The organism is Streptomyces sp. CA-106110, from assembly GCF_050936285.1.
In the GTDB taxonomy this organism is placed as follows: domain Bacteria; phylum Actinomycetota; class Actinomycetes; order Streptomycetales; family Streptomycetaceae; genus Streptomyces.
The window spans coordinates 4526383-4544163 of the sequence record NZ_JBNJNB010000001.1; the positions used below are offsets into that span (position 1 = coordinate 4526383).

Genomic DNA, 17781 nt, shown 5'->3' on the forward strand with positions numbered 1-17781 from the left:
CCCCCGGCCGGGGCCCGGGGAGCGATCCCCGGACCCACAAGGCACCAGCGCACTCGACAGAGTGCGGGCACTCGCCGACGGCCGACGTCCCCTGAGCGGTCGCACGGGAAGGCCCGGGCCTCCCTCACGGAGCCCGGGCCTTCTTTCATCCCGCGACGTCCGTCACGCCGCCACGGGAACCTCGGGCGCCGCGTCGTTCGTGGCCGGCGCGAGCGCCAGTTCGAGGACCTGGCGGACGTCGGTGACGGCGTGGACGTCGAGCTTGTCCAGCACCTCCGCCGGCACGTCGTCCAGGTCGGGCTCGTTGCGCTTCGGGATGATGACGGTCTTCACACCCGCCCGGTGAGCGGCGAGCAGCTTCTGCTTCACCCCTCCGATGGGCAGGACACGGCCGGTGAGCGAGACCTCGCCCGTCATCGCCACGTCCGTACGCACCAGGCGGCCGGACAGCAGCGAGGCGAGTGCGGTCGTCATCGTGACGCCCGCGCTCGGTCCGTCCTTGGCGACCGCGCCCGCCGGGAAGTGGATGTGTACACCCCGGTCCTTCAGGTCGCCGACCGGCAGCTCCAGTTCGGCGCCGTGTGAGCGCAGGAAGCTCAGCGCGATCTGCGCCGACTCCTTCATCACGTCGCCGAGCTTGCCGGTCAGCGTCAGGCCTGCCGCGCCCGTCTCCGGATCGGCCAGCGACGCCTCCACGTAGAGGACGTCACCGCCGGCGCCGGTGACCGCGAGACCGGTCGCCACGCCGGGGACCGCCGTGCGCCGCTCGGCCGGGTCCTGGGCGGACTCGGGCACGTGGTGCGGACGCCCGATCAGGCCGCGCAGATCCTCGTCGCGGACGGTGAAGGGCAGCTCCTTCTCGCCCAGTTCGTGCTGGGCCGCGACCTTGCGCAGCAGCCGCGCGATCGACCGCTCCAGGTTCCGTACGCCCGCCTCCCGGGTGTACTCGCCGGCGAGCTTGCGCAGCGCGCCCTCGTCGAGCGCGACCTCGTCCTTGTTCAGGCCCGCCCGCTCCAGCTGGCGCGGGAGCAGGTGGTCGCGGGCGATGACGACCTTCTCGTCCTCGGTGTAGCCGTCGAGGCGGACCAGCTCCATACGGTCGAGCAGGGCCTCCGGGATGGCTTCGAGGACGTTCGCCGTCGCGAGGAACACGACGTCGGACAGGTCGAGTTCGACCTCGAGGTAGTGGTCGCGAAAGGTGTGGTTCTGGGCCGGGTCGAGGACCTCCAGCAGGGCGGCCGCCGGGTCGCCCCGGAAGTCGGAGCCCACCTTGTCGATCTCGTCGAGCAGGACGACCGGGTTCATCGAGCCGGCCTCCTTGATGGCGCGGACGATACGGCCGGGCAGGGCGCCGACATAGGTACGCCGGTGACCGCGGATCTCGGCCTCGTCGCGTACACCGCCGAGCGCGACCCGCACGAACTTGCGGCCCATGGCGTGCGCCACCGACTCGCCGAGGCTCGTCTTGCCCACACCGGGCGGCCCGACCAGGGCGAGAACGGCACCTCCGCGCCGCCCGCCCACGACCCCCAGGCCGCGGTCGGCGCGCCGCTTGCGCACCGCCAGGTACTCGGTGATCCGCTCCTTCACGTCCTCGAGGCCCGAGTGCTCGGCGTCCAGGACGGCCTTGGCGCCGAGGATGTCGTATGCGTCCTCGGCGCGCTCGTTCCACGGCAGCTCCAGCACCGTGTCCAGCCAGGTGCGGATCCACGACCCCTCGGGCGACTGGTCGCTGGACCGCTCCAGCTTGTCGACCTCCTTGAGCGCGGCCTCGCGGACCTTCTCCGGCAGGTCGGCGGCCTCGACCCGGGCCCGGTAGTCGTCGGACTCCTCGCCCTCCTTCGCGTCGCCGTTCAGCTCGCGCAGCTCCTTGCGGACGGCCTCCAGCTGACGGCGCAGCAGGAACTCGCGCTGCTGCTTGTCGACGCCCTCCTGGACGTCCTTGGCGATGGACTCGGCGACGTCCTGCTCGGCGAGGTGCTCGCGCAGTTGCTCAGTGGCGAGCTTGAGCCGGGCCACCGGGTCGGCGGTCTCCAGCAGCGTCACCTTCTGTTCGGTGGTCAGGAACGGCGAGTAGCCGGAGTTGTCGGCGAGCGCGGAGACGTCGTCGATCGCCTGGACACGGTCCACGACCTGCCAGGCACCGCGCTTCTTCAGCCAGCTGGTGGCGAGGGCCTTGTACTCCTTGACCAGTTCGGCGACCTGGCCGGGCAGGGGGTCGGGAACGGTCTCGTCGATCCTCGTGCCCTCGACCCACAGCGCCGCACCCGGCCCGGTGGTCCCGGCGCCGATCTGCACACGGCCGCGGCCGCGGATCAGGGCGCCCGGGTCGCCGTCGGCCAGCCGGCCGACCTGCTCGACCGTGCCGAGCACACCCGTGCCCGCGTACGTCCCGTCAATGCGAGGAACCAGCAGAACCCTGGGCTTTCCGGGCTCCGACCGGGCGGCGGCCTGGGCGGCCTCGACCGCAGCGCGCACCTCGGAATCACTCAGGTCCAGCGGAACCACCATGCCGGGCAGCACGACCTCGCCGTCGAGCGGCAGCACGGGCAAAGCAAGCGGTGTGAACGCCGTGGACTCAGCAGCCATGATCTCCCCTTCGGCAGTCAAGTTGAGCTACACGGACTCAATGTCCAGGAGGATTCGATTGTTCCCCAGGGGACGTTCGCTCTGAGCGATCAGGCCTGCCACCTCCGTTGACGGCACGTCAGGCCGGGTGGGAAGCGGTGCCGATGTCGTCCCAACGCCCTCGGGAGCGCAACGCTTCCCGGCCGAACGGCCGTCGTGCCCGCGCACCGCCGGGCAGCTCGACCGTCCGGCAGTCGCCCCGCCCTCCGCCGCCCGCCGTACGGTCTGCTCATGACAGAATCGGAGATCCTTCTCGCCGCCTACGACGACCAGATGCGCGGTGCCCCGCCGAGCCCTCCCGCAGGAGTCGCCCACGAGTACGACGGCCCGCTGCTGCGGATCGTCGGTCAGTTCCGTGGGCTCGTCAGCGGGCCTCGCGACCTCGGGGTGTACGGGGCCGAACTCGACCGGCTGATCGTCCGGCAGCGCGACTACTTCGCCGCCCGCGGCGAGGCGGTGGAGTGGAAGACGCGCGGGCACGACACCCCGGCCGACCTCGTGGACCGGCTGCGCGCCGCCGGCTTCGTGCCCGAGGACCAGGAGACGGTGGTCATCGGGCGCACCGCGGACCTGGCGGTACGGCACCCGGTCCTCCCGGAGGGCGTCACGCTGCGCCGCGTCACGGCCGAGGCGGACATGCGCCGCATCGCCGCCATGGAATCGGCCGTCTGGGGGGAGGACTGCGGCTGGCTCGCGGACGACCTGACCGGCCGGGTGGCCGCCGCGCCGGACGAGATCGCGGTTCATGTGGCCGAGGCGGACGGGGAGGTCGTCTCGGCGGCCTGGCTGGTGTTCCGCGAGGGGACCGAGTTCGCGAGCCTGTGGGGCGGCTCGACGCTGGCCCGGTGGCGGGGCAAGGGGATCTACCGGGCGCTGGTCGCGGTGCGTGCCGCCCTCGCGGCGGAACGCGGCGTCCGCTACCTCCAGGTGGACGCCTCCGACGACAGCGCCCCGATCCTGCGCCGTCTGGGCTTCCGGGCGGTGACCACGACAACGCCCTACGTGTGGACACCGCCGGAGCGCTGACCGAACCGCCGAACCGCCGGACCGGCGGGAGCGGCTACCGGGCGGGGGCGGCCTCCTGGGGCCTCTTCCGCCACCGCCGCACCAGCGGCCACATGGCGATCCCGATGGCCAGGGACATCAGATGGCCCCAGTTGCTCAGGGGGTCCGTGAACGCGACGAGGTCCTGGAGCAGTATGCCGCCGAACACGATGAGCACCGCCCAGCGCAGCCATGGCCGCAGCAGGCCGGTCAGTGCGCCGAGGCTCGCCGCCACGCCGAAGCTGATGCCGTAGTCGAGGCGGTGCAGGGAGCTGTCGGGCAGTTCGCCGACCAGTACCCACAGACCGACCGGGAGCTCGGTGGCCAGGGTCGCGAGGACGTGCCCGAGCAGGAAGACGACGACCGTGCGCCGTCCTCCTATCCGCCGCTCGAGCGCGGTCAGCACGAACAGGAAGACCAGCGTGTACGAAGAGGTGATCCCGCCCGCGATCCACAGCGCGCTGGCGATGAGCACCGGCACCGGGGTCCGCACCAGATGGGCGACGTCGGTGCTGGACTGCTGGTACAGGGTGTGCACCAGGGCCGGGTCGGCGTACGCGGCGAAGAGCGAGGTGACGGCGAGGACGGCGGCGTACCCGAAGGTGAAGGGGGTGGCCACGGGGTTCGGCAGGAGCAGCCAGGGACGCGGGCCCGCCTTCGGCGCGGGCGGGCAGAGGGCCGGAAGGGCCGGCTGGGATGCCGTGCGCTGGCGCGGCATGCCGTCAAGGAATGGCGCGCCCGTCCCCGGGGCCGTGAACGTGGCGTCAGCCGCCGAGACCGTGCGTTCCAAGGCGCGGCGCTCCTTCCGTCACGCACCACCCTTGGCGTCGCAGGGGTCGCTGTCTATGACCGACGCCACCACCGTCCCGATTTCAAAGCAACTTCTCAGACGCCTCGCGCGTCCGGCCCAACCGCGCGAACGGATGTTCGCGCCCTAACGGCGGTCGGGCCAGGTCACGACGCTGAGCGCGCCGGGTCCGGCGCACCGAGCCGGGGAAGGGCGTACCCGCCCGACCAAAATCGGTCGTCAGCAGCAGATCGCGTCACCAGAATGTGACCCATGGCTCATCCGTACGACACCTACGACGCCCCAGAAGTGCTCGACCGCCGCTCGGGCCCCTACGGCGAGGTGGTGCTGCGGCGCCAGGGCGGACTGCTGCAGATCATCGCCAACGGCTGCTTCCTGATGGACACCTCCGACGGGCGCTCGGAGCGGCTGCTCGTCGACGCCGCCCGCGACGCCCTGGACCACCGCCCCCGGCCCCACGTGCTGATCGGCGGACTCGGCGTCGGCTTCTCGCTCGCGCACGCCGCGGCGGACACCCGCTGGGGAGGGATCACGGTCGTCGAACGGGACCAGGCCGTCATCGACTGGCACCGCGACGGCCCACTGTCCGCCCTGACCGCGGACGCGCTGGCCGACCCGCGCACCCGCCTCCTCGCAACGGATCTCGTCGCATACGTCAATGAGACATCGGACACGTACGACGCACTGTGCCTCGACATCGACAACGGGCCCGGCTGGACCGTCACCGACGACAACGAAACCCTGTACTCGAGGGCAGGACTGGCAAGCTGCGCACGCCTGTTGAGGCCCGGAGGAGTACTCGCTGTATGGTCGGCGCAACCCTCTCCGGAATTTGAAGGAACCCTCTGGAATGCCGGGTTCCAGCAGGTCCGTACCGAAGAGGTCCCGGTTGCCCGGGGCGTTCCGGACGTCGTGCATCTTGCTGTCAGACCTGGATAGCCGACCGGCGGTAACTCCCCGTACGCTGCATCCCTGACGCGGATCATTCAAGCGTCAAACGCAGTCATGGGATCACCCCACGGATTCCGGAAAGCAACCCCAGGGGCGGGCGATGGAGCAGACACACACCGCACACAACGGCACGACGGCGACCCCGGGCGCGCAGCGGCGGGTTCTGGTGGTCGAGGACGACCAGACGATCGTCGACGCCATCGCCGCCCGCCTGCGCGCCGAGGGATTCCTCGTGCAAACGGCCGGCGACGGCCCGGCAGCGGTCGACACGGCCGAGGCCTGGCAGCCCGACCTGCTGATTCTCGACATCATGCTGCCGGGCTTCGACGGCCTGGAGGTCTGCCGCCGCGTGCAGGCACAGCGCCCGGTACCGGTGTTGATGCTCACCGCGCGCGACGACGAGACGGACATGCTGGTCGGGCTCGGCGTCGGCGCCGACGACTACATGACCAAGCCGTTCTCGATGCGGGAGCTGGCGGCGCGCGTGCATGTGCTGCTGCGCCGGGTCGAGCGGGCCGCACTGGCCGCCGCCACCCCGCGCACCGGCATCCTGCGCCTCGGTGAACTGGAGATCGACCACGCACAGCGCCGGGTCCGGGTGCGCAGTGAGGACGTCCACCTCACGCCCACCGAGTTCGACCTGCTCGTGTGCCTGGCGAACACCCCGCGCGCGGTCCTGTCCCGCGAGCAGCTGCTCGCGGAGGTCTGGGACTGGGCCGACGCCTCCGGCACCCGCACCGTGGACAGCCACATCAAGGCCCTGCGGCGGAAGATCGGCGCGGAACGCATCCGTACCGTGCATGGCGTCGGCTACGCGCTGGAGACCCCGACGCCATGAGCGGCGAGCCGTCGCCACGGAGAGGCCCCGGGGAGCCCTGGGGCGGCGTTCGCCCGTTCTCGGTCAAGACCAAGCTGGGCGCACTGGTCGTCATCTCGGTGCTGATCACCACAGGTCTGCTGCTGATCGCGGTGCGCACCGAGACCGAGCTCCGCTTCATCACGGTGTTCTCGATGATCGCCACCCTGCTGATCACGCAGTTCGTGGCCCACTCGCTCACCGCTCCGCTCGACGAGATGAACACGGTGGCCCGGTCCATCTCGCACGGCGACTACACCCGCCGGGTGCGTGACACACGCCGGGACGAGCTGGGCGACCTGGCCCACACGATCAACCTGATGGCCGACGAGCTCGAAGCCCAGGACCGACAGCGCAAGGAACTCGTGGCGAATGTCTCGCACGAGCTGCGCACGCCCATCGCGGGACTGCGCGCGGTGCTGGAGAACATCGTCGACGGGATATCGGCCGCCGACCCGGAGACGATGCGCACGGCGCTGAAGCAGACGGAACGGCTCGGGCGCCTGGTGGAGACCCTGCTGGACCTCTCCCGCCTGGACAACGGCGTGGTTCCGCTGAAGAAGCGCCGCTTCGAGGTGTGGCCGTACCTCTCGGGCGTCCTCAAGGAGGCCCAGATGGTGTCCTCCGCCCGCGCGGGCATCGCCTCGGGCTCCGGAACCCACACCCGTACCGATGTCCATCTGCATCTGGACGTGACCCCGCCGGAGCTCACCGCGCACGCGGACCCCGAGCGCATCCACCAGGTCGTGGCCAACTTGATCGACAACGCGGTCAAGCACAGCCCGCCGCACGGGCGCGTGACCGTGAAGGCGCGGCGCGGGACGCACCCGGAGTCGCTGGAGCTCGAGGTCCTGGACGAGGGTCCCGGCATCCCCAAGTCGGAGTGGCACCGGGTCTTCGAGCGCTTCAACCGCGGAGCGGTGAACCGGCCGCACGGGCCGGGCAGCGACGGCGGCACGGGCCTCGGCCTGGCGATCGCCCGCTGGGCGGTCGAGCTGCACGGCGGCCGGATCGGGGTGGCCGAATCCCCCCGCGGCTGCCGGATCCAGGTCACCCTTCCGGGAGAGCCATCCGCGTCCGGTTGACGTAAAGTTCAAAGCGGAGCCACAAGATCCATACAGGTCCCCGCTGACGGACACGTGTGATCAGGCAGAGGCCCGCGCATCCTCCGCGCCGGGCCGGGTCCGCCGTACCCGCCGAGAACCGGAACCCCCGTTGTTTCCCGCCATTTCCAGCCCCGAAACACGCTTTCCGGTGTGACTTACACGACGATGAACCGGCCTGACCTGACCTTCGCGGTCGGGGAGGCGTAGCCTTTATTCCCGCTGTCCAATCACCTTGTGAAGCGGAAGAGGGCGGTTGCCGCCGTGTCGCCACAGTCCCCCAGTAACTCGAGCATCTCCACCGACGACCAAGCCGGGAAGAACCCCGCGGCCGCGTTCGGTCCGAACGAGTGGCTCGTCGACGAGATCTATCAGCAGTACCTCCAGGACCCGAATTCGGTAGACCGTGCCTGGTGGGACTTCTTCGCCGACTACAAGCCGGGAGCCCCTGCCTCCGCGGCCGGTACCGCGGCCGCGGGGGCCGCGGAGACCACCGTGTCGGCCCAGGCCGCGCCCGCCGCCCAGGCTGCCGCTCCCACGGCTCCGGCCGCGCCGCCGGCCCCGGCCGCTCCTGCGCAGCCGGCCCCCGCGCCTGCCCCGGCGAAGGCCGCGCCCGCCGCGAAGCCCGTCGCCGCACCCGCAGCTGCCAAGCCCGCCGCGGCGCCCGCACAGCCCAAGAAGGACGAGGCTGTGGCCGAGGCGCCCCAGGGTCCTGAGCTGGTGACCCTGCGCGGCCCCTCAGCCGCCGTCGTGAAGAACATGAACGCCTCGCTGGAGCTGCCCACGGCCACGTCCGTGCGCGCGGTGCCGGTGAAGCTGCTCTTCGACAACCGCATCGTCATCAACAACCACCTCAAGCGCGCCCGGGGCGGGAAGATCTCCTTCACGCACCTGATCGGCTACGCGATGGTCCAGGCCATCAAGGCCATGCCGTCGATGAACTGGTCCTTCGCGGAGAAGGACGGCAAGCCGACCCTGGTCAAGCCTGAGCACGTCAACCTCGGCCTCGCCATCGACCTGGTGAAGCCGAACGGTGACCGCCAGCTCGTCGTCGCGGCGATCAAGAAGGCCGAGACGCTCAACTTCTTCGAGTTCTGGCAGGGCTACGAGGACATCGTCCGCCGCGCCCGCGACGGCAAGCTGACGATGGACGACTTCACCGGCGTGACGGTCTCCCTCACCAACCCCGGCGGCCTCGGCACCGTCCACTCGGTCCCGCGCCTGATGCCCGGCCAGTCGGTGATCATGGGCGTCGGCTCGATGGACTACCCGGCGGAGTTCCAGGGCACCTCCCAGGACACCCTGAACAAGCTCGGCATCTCCAAGGTCATGACGCTCACGTCGACCTACGACCACCGGGTGATCCAGGGCGCCGCCTCCGGCGAGTTCCTGCGCGTCGTCGCCAACCTCCTGCTCGGCGAGAACGGCTTCTACGACGAGATCTTCGAGGCCCTGCGCATCCCCTACGAGCCGGTCCGCTGGCTCAAGGACATCGACGCCTCGCACGACGACGACGTCACCAAGGCCGCCCGCGTCTTCGAGTTGATCCACTCCTACCGGGTCCGCGGCCACGTCATGGCCGACACCGACCCGCTGGAGTACCGCCAGCGCAAGCACCCCGACCTGGACATCGTCGAGCACGGCCTCACCCTGTGGGACCTGGAGCGCGAGTTCGCCGTCGGCGGCTTCGCCGGCAAGTCGATGATGAAGCTGCGCGACATCCTCGGCGTGCTGCGCGACTCGTACTGCCGCACCACCGGCATCGAGTACATGCACATCCAGGACCCCAAGCAGCGCAAGTGGATCCAGGACCGCGTGGAGCGCCCGCACACCAAGCCGGAGCGCGAGGAGCAGCTGCGCATCCTGCGCCGGCTGAACGCGGCGGAGGCCTTCGAGACCTTCCTGCAGACCAAGTACGTCGGCCAGAAGCGCTTCTCCCTGGAGGGCGGCGAATCGGTCATCCCGCTGCTCGACGCGGTGATCGACAGCGCGGCCGAGTCCCGTCTGGACGAGGTCGTCATCGGCATGGCCCACCGCGGCCGTTTGAACGTGCTCGCGAACATCGTCGGCAAGTCCTACGCGCAGATCTTCCGCGAGTTCGAGGGCAACCTCGACCCGAAGTCGATGCACGGCTCCGGCGACGTGAAGTACCACCTGGGCGCCGAGGGCACCTTCACCGGTCTCGACGGCGAGCAGATCAAGGTCTCCCTCGCCGCCAACCCGTCCCACCTGGAGACGGTCGACCCGGTCATCGAGGGCATCACCCGGGCCAAGCAGGACATCATCAACAAGGGCGGTACGGACTTCACGGTCCTGCCGGTGGCGATCCACGGCGACGCGGCCTTCGCGGGCCAGGGCGTGGTGGCCGAGACCCTGAACATGTCGCAGCTGCGGGGCTACCGCACGGGCGGCACGGTCCACATCGTCATCAACAACCAGGTCGGCTTCACCGCGGCCCCCGAGTCCTCGCGTTCCTCCATGTACGCGACGGACGTGGCCCGCATGATCGAGGCCCCGATCTTCCACGTGAACGGCGACGACCCCGAGGCGGTCGTGCGCGTCGCGCGTCTGGCCTTCGAGTTCCGCCAGGCGTTCAACAAGGACGTGGTGATCGACCTCATCTGCTACCGCCGTCGCGGTCACAACGAGTCGGACAACCCGGCCTTCACCCAGCCGCTGATGTACGACCTGATCGACAAGAAGCGCTCGGTGCGCAAGCTGTACACCGAGTCGCTGATCGGCCGGGGCGACATCACGCTGGAGGAGGCCGAGCAGGCGCTGCAGGACTACCAGGGCCAGCTGGAGAAGGTCTTCACCGAGGTCCGCGAGGCCACGTCGCAGCCGGTTTCGGCCGCGACGCCGGAGCCGCAGGACGGCTTCCCGGTGGCGGTCGACACGGCCGTGTCCGCCGAGGTCGTCAAGCGGATCGCCGAGTCCCAGGTCAACATCCCCGACTACTTCACCGTCCACCCACGCCTGCTGCCGCAGCTGCAGCGCCGGGCGGCCATGGTCGAGGACGGCACGATCGACTGGGGCATGGGCGAGACCCTGGCCATCGGCTCGCTGCTCCTCGATGGCACGCCGGTCCGCCTCTCCGGCCAGGACTCCCGCCGCGGCACCTTCGGCCAGCGCCACGCGGTGCTGATCGACCGCGAGACGGGCGAGGACTACACCCCGCTGCAGTACCTGTCGGAAGACCAGGCGCGCTACAACGTCTACGACTCCCTGCTGTCCGAGTACGCGGTCATGGGCTTCGAGTACGGCTACTCGCTGGCCCGCCCCGACGCGCTCGTGATGTGGGAGGCGCAGTTCGGCGACTTCGTCAACGGCGCGCAGAGCGTCGTCGACGAGTACATCTCGGCGGCGGAGCAGAAGTGGGGCCAGACGTCCGGCGTCACCCTGCTCCTCCCGCACGGCTACGAGGGCCAGGGCCCGGACCACTCCTCGGCCCGCCCGGAGCGGTTCCTGCAGCTCTGCGCCCAGAACAACATGACGGTCGCGATGCCGACCCTGCCGTCGAACTACTTCCACCTCCTGCGGTGGCAGGTGCACAACCCGCACCACAAGCCGCTGGTGGTCTTCACGCCGAAGTCGATGCTGCGCCTCAAGGCCGCCGCGTCGAAGGCGGAGGAGTTCACGACGGGCCAGTTCCGCCCGGTCATCGGCGACTCCTCGGTGGACCCGGCCGGAGTCCGCAAGGTCGTCTTCACGGCGGGCAAGGTCTACTACGACCTCGAGGCCGAGCGCCAGAAGCGCGGTGTGACGGACACGGCGATCATCCGTCTCGAGCGCCTGTATCCGCTGCCGGGTGCGGAGCTCCAGGCCGAGATCAAGAAGTACCCGAACACCGAGAAGTACCTGTGGGTCCAGGAGGAGCCGGCGAACCAGGGCGCCTGGCCGTTCATCGCCCTGAACCTCATCGACCACCTGGACCTGGCGGTCGGCGCGGACATCCCGGCCGGCGAGCGCCTGCGCCGCATCTCGCGCCCGCACAGCTCGTCCCCGGCCGTGGGCTCGGCGAAGCGCCACCAGGCGGAGCAGGAGCAGCTGGTGCGTGAGGTGTTCGAGGCGTAAGCCTCTGAGCACAGCTCACGAAAGGGCCCGGCCCCGGGGTTTTCCCGGGGCCGGGCCCTTTCGTCGTGCGTCCTCGGTGGCCTGGTCGGCACACCCACGGGTCTCTCCGAGGTAGTTCCCCTCTGGTGCACGCAGGTTGAGAGAGCCGGGGGTCCTTCCCCGGGGCCGTGCGCGGTCAGACGCACCGGGGAAGGCCGCGATCGGTCACGTCGTCTGGGGTTCGAAGTCCCAGAACGGACGGGTGCGGGCGCGTGCCGAGACGGTGTGGACGTGCTGCGGGCCCAGCGTCGCCGCAAGGTCCGACAACGCTTCCTGCTCCAGCTTCTCGGCCTGCTGGCGGTCCCGCACGGAGCGAAGGTCGGCGGCCTGGGCGATACGGGCGGAGAGCGTCAGCGGGTGCGTCCGGCCGAGCACCTCGCCGGCCCGGGCGGCGGTGACCTTGCTGAGTTCGGCCGCCGACTCGGGGTCACCGACGAGGCTGCGGAGGGCCGACGCGTTGATGGCACAGCCCAAGGTCCAGGGGTGGCTCTCCCCCACGGCCGTGGTCATGTCCGTCATAGCCTGTTCGACCAGGACGTGGGCGTGATCACGCTCACCCACGTTCCGCAGGATCAGGGCGTGGTTGGCACGGGCTCCCGCGACGAACGGGTGTCCTTCGGCGAGCATCAACTCGTAGCGGGCGATAGTGGCCTCACTGAGCTCGCGGGCCTGGTCGATGTCACCGTGCTCGCGGGTGAAGCAGCTTTGGCTGCTTGCATACCGGAGGGTATCCGGATCCGTCTCACCCAGAATGCGCTCGGACCGCTCCAGTACGTCGGCGAAGAGTCTCCCTGCCGCCTCACGGTCACCCCTGCGGTAGTGGCAGAAGGCGAGGTTGTGCTGGGCTTTCAACGTGTAGGGAGTGTTCGCGCCGAGCACGCGGAGCTGTTCCTCGACGTTCTTCGCCTGGATCGACTCCGCATCGGTGTAGCGCCCCAGAAGGCGCAGGTCGATGGCATAGGACGTCTCCGAATAGAACGTCCATGGATGCCGGGGCTTCAGCAGCAGGCGCCTTGCTTCGAGGGTTCGGCGGTCGACTTCCAGAGCCTCTTCGTAGCGGCCGAGCAGCACCAGCGTGGCGCCGAGGTTGTTCTGCGCGTTGAGGGTACGGGAGTCCTGCTCGCCGAGAAGTTCCCGATAAGCCGTCAGAATCCACTGCGAGAGTTCCAGCGCCTCGTCGTAGCGGGCCAGGCCTCGCAGGTCGGCGGCGAGGCCGCCCGCCGCGCGGAGGTGCTCCAGGTCCTGCGGCCCACGCTCCTCCCGCAGGTGTTCGACGGCAATACGCTCGATGGCCTCTGTACGGCCGTAGTCACCGACCGCGCGCAGCAGGTTGGCGTAGTGGTAGGTCAGTTCCCAGATGCGGGGGTGAGTCTCCCCCAGCAGCGACCGCCAGGCTTCCAGGGCGCGTTCGCCGAGTTTGATCCCGGCCTGGTACTCGCCCGAGAAGAACATGTAGCGAAGGCAGTTGAAGACCAGGCGCTGAATGGCGGGGTCAGTGCTGTTGAGGACGTCCGCGTACTTCAGATGCGGGACGATTTCCGCGTACACGGGCCACAGATCCGGATCCGTCGGCCTGCGGGGGTCCGCTGCCGCCAATGACTGGCGTACCACCTCGATGAACTCCTCGCGGTCCTCGTCCGGCATGTCCTTGCCGACGATCTGGTGCACCATGCGGTGCAGATACAACGACTCGCCGGAGGCCGCCGCATCGTCGGAGGTCGTGTCGTGGGACTCCAGGCGGACCACAGAGTACTGGCGCAGCTGGTTGATCGCCTTGTTCCACAGGAGCGGGTCGTTGAGGAGTCCCGCGACCTGTTCGGGCAGCTCGTCGTGCGGCATCTCCTTGAGCATTCGCACGGGGACGAATCCTGGCGCGAAGAACGTGCACAAGCGCAGCAGGTCCACGGACTCCGGGACCGTCTCACGCAGCTTGTTCAGCAGTATCGACCACGCCGTCTGGAACGCGAGCGGGAAGTCCGCTGACACCTTGACCACGTCCTGGTCGATACCGCCCTCCAGGAGGGCGATGTAGTCCTCGACCGACAGGTCGGAGTCGTTCAGCCAGCCGGCTGTCTGGTCCAGCAGGAGCGGCAGGTCCTCGAGGGCCTCGGCGAGCTGGTCGGCCTCGGCCTCGGTCAACCGCGGTGCACGGCGGCGGATGAAGGCCACGGACTCGTAGCGCTCGTACACGGGCACCTCCAGCAGCTTGCTGTTGTGCTCGGTCCACTCCGGGTTCCGTGAAGTGATCAGGACATGCCCGGGGCCGGTCGGCACCAGGTCCCAGATCTGGTCCGGCTCGTCGGCCCCGTCCAGGACCAGCAGCCAGCGGGCGTACGGGTCGCCCCGGCGCAGCGAGTCGCGGACGGCGCGCAGGCGCTCACCGTATTCCTGCCCCGTGGTCAGCCCCAGTTTCGGAGCCAGTTCCGCGAGGACGCGACGGTAGCTGACTCTCTTCTCGGCGTTGACCCACCACACCACGTCGTACTCGGAGCCGAACCGGTACACGTACTCCGCGGCCAGCTGCGTCTTGCCGACGCCCGACATGCCGTGCATCGTCACGACTCCCGCTCCGGGCTCGGCGCTCTGGAGGAGATGGTAGGCGTCGTTCAGCAGCGACTCCCGGCCGGTGAAGCGCGTGTTGCGGCGCGGGACACCGCCCCAGACCTCTGGCATGGACGCGGGGAAGCGTGGCCCGCGCCTGGCGCCGTTCGTGGAGCCGGGCAGCGGAGCGGTCGCCAGGTCCAGCCGGTCCAGCATGCGGCGCTCGGCCTCTTCGGCACCCATGTTGGTGAGGTCGACGGCGGCGAGCACTGCGGCGGCCACCGGCACGGTGTTGGTGGTGACCGACACGGCCGCGAAACGAGAGGGCTCGGGAGCCACGACCTTGCGCAGGGCCGCGTTCCATTCCTCGTGAGTGCGCGGACCCAACTGGAAGTACCACTCGCTGACGATGATGAGGATGCGGCCCTCGGCGAGCTTCAGGTCGCGCAGGAGGTCTTCGAGGGGGACCTCTGACGGGGAGTCCCAGCGCAGGTAGACGACACGAAGCCCGCGGCGCTCGAGCCGGTCACCGATCCAGGCAGCCCAGGCCCGGTTGAACCCGGCGAAGCTGATCGTGACGGTCTGCTTCCTGGCCCCCTTCTCGGTTGATCCAACCGGCGTATGAGTTCCAGACATGCAGCGGCCTCCCTGCGCGTCATTCCCAAAATCGTAGAACCTCCGCGCTGTGCTCCGGTAGGTCGCCGGCCGCAACCGACAACTGTGGCTTCGGTTCGTAGTGTGTCTTTCGATCTTTGCGCAAGAGTCCCCTTGGTGTGGGGACCTTCACTCATTCGGCCGCCGAAAGCCGAGGACCGTGCCGTTGCACCCACAGGGCACGCGCCACCTCGACGTATGCTCGCGCTTGGACGACATGGCCTCGAGGTGCGGGGATACCAGCCATCCGCTCGTACGTCACGACCATCTCGTCTACGAACCGCCGACCCACCACGGTGAGTTCAGGGGAGCCCACCAGCACCGGCAGTACTGTCCCCACCTGAACCTGGTAGCGGGCGTGCAGAGTCCAGGCGGACTCCCGGTCGGCCTGTTTCACGGCGGCGAGTGCGCAGCGCTGATGAAAATCCGCGAGCGCCAGGTGTGAATAGGCACCCTGCAACAATCCGTCATACGGTCGCGGATCGGGTCGCCAGGGGGCAAAGTACCTCTCCTCGTGAACGGCCTGATGGAGTATCACCATGTCGCTCAGCGCTGCCAGTTTCGTGTGGTTCAGCTCGTGCACAAGCGTGGCCGCGAACACCTTGGGTGTCGGCGGGGTACTGCTGAGCAGAGCGCCGAAGGCCTCACGCCGCGTGCCGCTGCAACTGCCGGTGCCCCTGCCCTTCGGGTCGGTACCGGGAGGCACGGCCAGCGGGACCAGACAGCGCAGCAGGCCGACGGCCTCAGCCACCCGGTCCTCTCCCCCGATCTCCAATGCCCCCGCTATATCCGCCCAGGCCTGCGCCCAGCGTTTCCGCTCGCCTTCGTCCAAGGTGGTCGGACCGCTCAGCCCGTGGTGGAGCGACCCGTCCCTCACCGTGCGGTATGGATCGAGGTCGTCCACAGCCATGGGGTCAGCACCCGGCACCAGACCCGGCAACGCATACGCAGGTGTCCACGCAGGTGAGCCCGACCAGGCGCCGATCCCGTCCTCCAGATGCACGACGATGTCGGAAGCACCTGATTGACGCATGATCAGACGCCTGTCCCGGCAGAGGACGTCCACCGCCGCGTCCCCGGACTGCACCGTGTACAACGCCCCCAGCGACGGCAGCGCAAGCACCCCGTCCCGCCCCCTCAGCCGCACGCTGAAGGAGATCCCGGCGCGAGCCGCGGCCACCGCGGCGACGCCGCTGAAGTGGGCCAGGTCCCGTGCGAGCTCCCGAGCGCCCTCCTCCGTCGGCGGTCCCGACTCCGTGTCCAGGCCGCGCAGGCAGCGCCTGGCCCAGGGGCCGATCAGCGGATGTAGGAGCCGGTCGCGGGCGGGCGAGCGGCGGGGGACGGACACGCCGTGCGGGAGGCCTACGGGTCCCGGGGCAGGCACCGACCCTGCCTCGTCCGGCGCCGGTCCGTAGCCCCCCGGCGGCCCCGCCCGGTCCGCCTGCACCAGCAACGCCCAGTCCTCCCGCATCCGTGCCCGCGCCCGGGGCGGACACACCGCGTCGTCCGCCCCCTCCACCGCGTCGAGCACCGCTCGCACCATCAGCAGTCGCCGGGTGTCCTGGTCGCGCACCAGGAGTGCGAGGGTGTCGGGGCCGCCCTCGGTGCGGCCGAGTTCGGTGAGGGCACGGTCGGGGACCGCCGGAAGTATCACGGGGTGCTCCCTTCGCAGGAGACGGCGGGGACGGACGCCCGGGGTGCCCGTGCCGCGCCGTCGGCGAGGCGCTTCGCCACATGGCGGATGAAGCGCTGCAGGTCGGCGCAGTACACGGACGGGTTGGCGAAGCCGTTTCCGGCTCGGTAGCGGTGGGCGTAGTGGCCGCCGCCGCAGACGGTGAGCAGGGGGCACGCCCGGCATTGCGCCGCCAGCGCGGCCGCGCCCGACTGCCGGGCCGCCACGCCGGGATGGCCCAGCGCGTCGTCGAAGCCGTGCCGGAAGACGTCCAGGCCCGTCTCCGCCGCGCCCTCGTACGTGGATTTCAGCGAGTCCACCTGTTCGATGGACCCGTCCGTCTCGACCACCACCGCGTCGAAGGGCGACAGGCCGAGCGACTCCGTTGCGGCCGGCAGGCCCATGAGCAGCGCCAGGCACTCCTCGAAGAGGCGCACCCGGGTCTCCCGCCGTGCGGCGTCCCACCATCGGTCGAACACGGCACACAGCCAGTCGCCGTAGAGCGTTCCCGCGCCGTCCAGGTGCGGTGGCGGGGCCGACCAGTTCCCGTGCGGCAGGAGAAGGTCCAGGGCCGGCGGGCGAAGGGCGAGCAGGGATTCGTACGTCTCCAGCGGGTCCAGCACGGGGTCCACCACCGTGAGGATTCCGGCGTACGACTCGGGGAACCGGTCCGCGACCAGGCGTGCCCCGCGTGCTGCGGCCGGCCACGACGGGCGGCCCGAGTGGTCGACCCGCCGCGCGTTGTGGGCGGCGAGGCCTCCGTCGAGGCTGATGCCGATGCGGATGCCGTGCTGGGACAGGGTGGCCACGCGGCGCTCGGTGAGGAGCGTGGCGTTGGTCTGAACGACCGGGTGGACGGCACAGGCGGCCGGGACGCAGTCGCGGACGAGGTCGGTGAAGCGCGCGAGCGCCTCAGCGCCGGCGAGCAAGGGTTCGCCCCCGTGCAGGACCAGCGACACCGCAGCCAGGTCGTGGACGCGGGCGTGCTCCGCGATGCGGTGTGCGGTGCGGTCCAGGACCTGCGTCGACGCGGCGGCCGGCCGGTCGCGCCAGGTGTGGTCGGGACCCTCGTAGAGATAGCAGTACCTGCAGGCCAGATTGCACCGGCCGTTGACCTTCACGATGAACTGCCGGAAGGGTTGGCGCCCTTCACCGGCGACACTCGGAGATCCGGGTTCCTCCGGGGTGTGCTCGGGAGCGGCGTTCGGCGACACTCCAGCACCCCCATGCCGTACGGCTCGTGCTGTGGCGGTTCGCCCCTCCGCGGCACGGCCCCCTACCCGTACAGGGGCTATGCCTACCCACGGGCCGGCGCAAACGCACTACGTTCGAAAGTGACTGATTGGGCAATACATTCGACCGAAAGTGATGCGTCACGGCGCCAGTCGGACCGTTCCCGATGGCACCACGG

10 protein-coding genes are annotated in these 17781 nt (G+C 70.0%); 5 read left to right on the plus strand and 5 right to left on the minus strand.

What is annotated here, in order from left to right; genetic code table 11:
- Nucleotides 1-162 precede the first annotated feature (162 nt).
- Nucleotides 163-2589, minus strand: a complete 2427-nt coding sequence (lon, locus tag ACQEXA_RS20825; RefSeq protein WP_432932382.1) for an endopeptidase La — start codon at nucleotides 2587-2589, stop codon at nucleotides 163-165.
- 270 nt (nucleotides 2590-2859) lie between these two features.
- Between lon and ACQEXA_RS20830 the strand changes: the two genes are divergently transcribed.
- Nucleotides 2860-3654, plus strand: a complete 795-nt coding sequence (locus ACQEXA_RS20830) for a GNAT family N-acetyltransferase (protein WP_432932381.1) — start codon at nucleotides 2860-2862, stop codon at nucleotides 3652-3654.
- A 34-nt stretch (nucleotides 3655-3688) separates the two neighbouring features.
- On the opposite strand, the gene ACQEXA_RS20835 is transcribed toward ACQEXA_RS20830, so the two are convergent.
- Nucleotides 3689-4462, minus strand: a complete 774-nt coding sequence (locus tag ACQEXA_RS20835; protein WP_432932379.1) for a rhomboid-like protein — start codon at nucleotides 4460-4462, stop codon at nucleotides 3689-3691.
- 270 nt (nucleotides 4463-4732) lie between these two features.
- On the opposite strand from ACQEXA_RS20835, the gene ACQEXA_RS20840 reads away from it, so the two are divergent.
- The 4 genes from ACQEXA_RS20840 to ACQEXA_RS20855 all read left to right on the plus strand — a co-directional run bounded on the left by ACQEXA_RS20840 (nucleotide 4733) and on the right by ACQEXA_RS20855 (nucleotide 11464).
- On the plus strand, nucleotides 4733-5419 hold the full coding sequence (locus ACQEXA_RS20840) for a spermidine synthase (protein WP_432932378.1): 687 nt from the start codon (nucleotides 4733-4735) through the stop codon (nucleotides 5417-5419).
- Nucleotides 5420-5531: 112 nt separating this feature from the next.
- On the plus strand, nucleotides 5532-6269 hold the full coding sequence (locus ACQEXA_RS20845; RefSeq protein WP_359400963.1) for a response regulator transcription factor: 738 nt from the start codon (nucleotides 5532-5534) through the stop codon (nucleotides 6267-6269).
- The gene (locus ACQEXA_RS20850; RefSeq protein ID WP_359400960.1) at nucleotides 6266-7372 is read left to right on the plus strand and encodes a HAMP domain-containing sensor histidine kinase; all 1107 of its coding nucleotides are present in this window, start codon (nucleotides 6266-6268) and stop codon (nucleotides 7370-7372) included. The genes ACQEXA_RS20845 and ACQEXA_RS20850 overlap by 4 nt, the downstream gene beginning before the upstream one ends.
- A gap of 282 nt (nucleotides 7373-7654) precedes the next feature.
- Nucleotides 7655-11464 (plus strand): multifunctional oxoglutarate decarboxylase/oxoglutarate dehydrogenase thiamine pyrophosphate-binding subunit/dihydrolipoyllysine-residue succinyltransferase subunit, encoded by a 3810-nt coding sequence (locus ACQEXA_RS20855; protein ID WP_432939545.1) that lies wholly within the window; start codon nucleotides 7655-7657, stop codon nucleotides 11462-11464.
- Between the two features lie 204 nt (nucleotides 11465-11668).
- Here ACQEXA_RS20855 and fxsT read toward each other — a convergent pair whose 3' ends face one another.
- From fxsT to ACQEXA_RS20870, 3 genes are all read right to left on the minus strand, one after another.
- A complete protein-coding gene (gene fxsT, locus ACQEXA_RS20860; protein WP_432932375.1) occupies nucleotides 11669-14680 on the minus strand; it encodes an FxSxx-COOH system tetratricopeptide repeat protein in 3012 nt (1003 codons plus the stop codon).
- Nucleotides 14681-14831: 151 nt separating this feature from the next.
- Nucleotides 14832-16349 carry an aKG-HExxH-type peptide beta-hydroxylase gene (locus ACQEXA_RS20865; protein ID WP_432939542.1) on the minus strand — a complete coding sequence of 506 codons (1518 nt, stop codon included), beginning with the start codon at nucleotides 16347-16349 and terminating at the stop codon, nucleotides 14832-14834.
- On the minus strand, nucleotides 16349-17584 hold the full coding sequence (locus ACQEXA_RS20870; RefSeq protein WP_432932373.1) for an FxsB family cyclophane-forming radical SAM/SPASM peptide maturase: 1236 nt from the start codon (nucleotides 17582-17584) through the stop codon (nucleotides 16349-16351). Before ACQEXA_RS20870 ends, ACQEXA_RS20865 begins: the two co-directional genes overlap by 1 nt.
- Between the last annotated feature and the right edge of the window lie 197 nt (nucleotides 17585-17781).